General features: G+C 65.6%; 4 protein-coding genes. All 4 read left to right on the top strand.

Annotation, left to right across the window (positions count from 1 at the left end):
* The coding region (locus EOA75_RS34625; protein ID WP_206517079.1) for a hypothetical protein at window positions 1-279 on the top strand (279 nt) is incomplete at its 5' end.
* A gap of 238 nt (window positions 280-517) precedes the next feature.
* Entirely contained in the window at window positions 518-1,585 is a 1,068-nt protein-coding gene (locus EOA75_RS30990) for a type III polyketide synthase (RefSeq protein WP_127246660.1), read from the top strand.
* A complete protein-coding gene (locus EOA75_RS30985) occupies window positions 1,582-2,316 on the top strand; it encodes a methyltransferase domain-containing protein (protein WP_127246661.1) in 735 nt (244 codons plus the stop codon). Before EOA75_RS30990 ends, EOA75_RS30985 begins: the two co-directional genes overlap by 4 nt.
* A partial coding sequence (locus EOA75_RS30980) for an FAD-dependent oxidoreductase (RefSeq protein ID WP_164747692.1) occupies window positions 2,313-3,262 on the top strand: 950 nt, incomplete at its 3' end. The genes EOA75_RS30985 and EOA75_RS30980, both read left to right, overlap by 4 nt.

Here is a 3,262-nt window from a genome sequence, read left to right as displayed (position 1 = left end):
GCGCGCCCACTGGACGTTCGTCAGTTCGTACCGTTTGGCCATCCGTCGCGCTCCGAATCAGAACCCTCGGAACACAATGAATCAACGCCAAACCGCGTTGAGAATCCTGAATGTAGATTGGACCTAGATAGGCCCCCTGCCGAAAACCCGGGAAGGACCCTCGCCATCGTGCTGGCGGTCGGCCTCACCATCATCGCCTTGTTCTTTATCGGCTTCAGATATTCGGAGCGCGATCAGGGAGCCTTGATCGTGCCCGGAACGGTGCAGGGCAGCAAGTGATCGAGCCGAAATCCTTGCCTGCTGCTAGGGCGCGGAAAAGGCTGTAACACTTTGATTTGCCTATCATCCCCTTCAAATCTTTTAGTTTCGGGATCATACGCCAGGGGAAGAAACAGGTTTTCCGAAACGTTTATCGAACAGGCAACGGTCAGCGCTTGGCGCCTGCCAAGGCGCGCTCATGAGCAAGGAACCCCTCCGGCAACAGCGCGCACCGCGCCGAGGCCCAGGGAGACAGTACATGTCCGCTAACGCCTACATCAACCGGATCGCGACGGCGGTTCCCCAGCATGAAGTCCACCAGTTCTACCTGCGCTACGCGGCCTCCATGCTCTGCAGCGACCGCAGGAAACTATTCGAACGCATGGCCGGGCTTGCCGGCATTGACCACCGCTTCTCCTGCTTTGCCCCGGCTCTCGACCCCGAAGGGCCGTCGGTCGATCTCGGCGGGATCTTCAAGCGCGGGGCATTTCCCGGGACGGCCGCCAGAATGGCTATGTTCGCAGAGGCCGCCCCCGCGCTGGCGCAAAAGGGCGTCGACGGGCTGCATCTCGGCAACGAGGCTTCGCGCATCACACACCTCATCGTCACCACCTGCACCGGTTTCTCCGCGCCCGGCATCGACCTCGACCTGGTTCAGCGCTGCGGCCTTGCGGACGGCGTCGAACGCACGATGATCGGTTTCATGGGCTGCTACGCTGCGGTCAACGGCCTCAAGCTTGCACGCCACATCGTACGCTCCGATCCGGGGGCAAGGGTACTGCTGGTCAACATCGAGATCTGCACACTACACATCAGGGAAACCACCGAACTGGAAAAGCTGCTCTGCTTCTGCCTCTGGGGCGACGGCTGCGCTGCGAGCATCGTCACCGCCGAGCCGCCCGGCATCGAGCTCGACTCCTTCCGCTGCGCCGTCGCGAACGAGCAGCGCGAACTGATGACCTGGGATATCCGTGACCAAGGTTTCGACATGGTTCTTTCCGGCAAGGTACCGGCCGCTGTCCAGGAAGCCCTGCGCAGCAACCGGGACGCGATCCTCGGAGGCCGGGCGCCGGAAGCGATCGACCTCTGGGCTGTGCATCCCGGCGGCCGCAGCATTCTCGACGCCGTCGAAAGGGCGTTTGAACTCGAGCCCGCCGCGCTCGAGCCGTCGCGCGAGGTGTTGCGCCAATATGGCAACATGTCGTCGCCAACCGTCATGTTCGTGATGGAGAAGATGCTGAAGCAGCCGGGCGGGCTGCTCGGCTGCGGCATGTCGTTCGGGCCCGGGCTGACGGCCGAGACCATGCTGTTCAGGACCGTCTCATGAGTGCGCTCGCTGAACGCAGCCTCGTTCCGGAAATCCTGGACGGGCTCGCGGCCGACGATGCGCGGGCAATCCGCTCGCGCCGCGATCTCGCCCGCATCAACGCGCTGATGTTCCAGGCGCCGATCATGGCTTCGCTCATGCGGAAATTTTTGCCGAGGCCGCCCGGCCGCATCCTGGAGATCGGCGCCGGCGACGGCACCTTCATGCTCAAGGTGGCGTGGCGCATGGCACGCGATTGGCGCGAGGTGGAGCTGACGATGCTCGATCGCGTCCGCCTCGCCACGCCGAGGCTCGCGGCGGATTTCGCCGGGCTGGGATGGAGGGTCGAAACCATCACCGCAGATGTCTTCGATTGGGCGGAGAAGGGGGATGGCAGACCCTTCGACGCGATCACGGTCAACCTCTTCCTGCATCATTTCAGCGATGCTGCACTGCTGCGGCTGTTCTCGCTATTGCGGCCCAAGGCGCCGCTCATCCTGGCGACGGAACCGCTGAGGGCGGGCTTTGCACTGATCGCGGCCCGGCTTCTGCCGGCAATCGGCGTCAACGACGTCACGCGACATGATGCGGTTGAAAGCGTCCGCGCCGGCTTTCGCGGCCACGAGCTTTCCGATCTTTGGGCTGCCGCCGGCGGCAACCCGCTCGAGGAACGGCGCGCAGGGCCTTTCTCGCATGTCTTTGTCGGGGCCTCGGCGATCCAGGTTGGGGATGCGCCCAGGGATAAGCCGTGAAGCGCGCATCCACCCACGATGCGATCATCATCGGCGCCGGCCCGGCGGGCACGTCGGCGGCGCTGGCGCTCGCCCGGCGCGGATGGGCTGTCGCGATCGTGGAGAAGAGCGCGTTTCCGCGCCGCAAGGTATGCGGCGAATACATCTCGGCAAGCAACCTCGCGCTCCTTGACCGGCTGGGTATCGGCGATGCTTGGCGCGGCGAGGCCGGTCCGGAAATACGCCGGGTCGGCCTCTTTTCCGGCAATGCCAGCATCGAGGCGCCGATGCCGGGCGCGCGATCCGGACCCGCAGCAAGAGACGGCTTCGGCCGCGCGCTTGGCCGCGACATATTGGACACGCTGCTGCTCGACGCGGCCCGCTCGGCTGGCGTGGAAGTGTTCCAGCCCTGCCGTGCCGTCGCCATCGAAAGGGATGGCGACCGCCAGGCGGTGCGGATCCAGGCTACAAGCGGCAGTCCCGGCGAGGAGGGGATGACCCTGCGGGCATCGGTAATCGTCGCTGCACACGGTTCGTGGGAGCCGGGGCCGCTGCCGAGCCAGCTCGGGAAACAAAGCCGCTCCTCGGACCTGCTCGGGTTCAAGGCACATTTCACCGGGTCGGCGCTGCCGCCCGATCTGATGCCGCTGCTCACTTTTCCCGGCGGCTACGGCGGCATGGTGCTCGCCGATCGTGGCCGCCTATCGATCTCGTGCTGCATTAGGCGCGACGTGCTTGCCCGGCTGCGCGGCAGCCTTGCCCGCGAACGCGGCGGCCATGTCCCGGCGGCCGAAGCCGTCGAGCGTCACATCAGGGCGACATGCCGGGGCGCGCGGGACGCGCTGGCGGATGCCCGTCTCGATGGTCCGTGGCTGGCCGCCGGTCCGATCCGGCCGGGCATCCGCGCAGGCTACGAAGCAGACATCTTCCGCGTCGGCAATGTCGCTGGCGAGTCGCATCCGATTAT

It is taken from the genome of Mesorhizobium sp. M1A.F.Ca.IN.022.07.1.1 (assembly GCF_003997575.1).
In the GTDB taxonomy this organism is placed as follows: domain Bacteria; phylum Pseudomonadota; class Alphaproteobacteria; order Rhizobiales; family Rhizobiaceae; genus Mesorhizobium.
The sequence above is the reverse complement of the archived record's forward strand: the minus strand, read 5'-3'. Positions and strand labels throughout refer to the sequence as shown.

Bases quoted from the DNA above. Each gene is read 5' to 3' on its own strand.
- EOA75_RS30990 (WP_127246660.1), top strand. From the start codon at position 518: ATGTCCGCTAACGCCTACATCAACCGGATCGCGACGGCGGTTCCCCAG.
- EOA75_RS30985 (WP_127246661.1), top strand. From the start codon at position 1,582: ATGAGTGCGCTCGCTGAACGCAGCCTCGTTCCGGAAATCCTGGACGGG.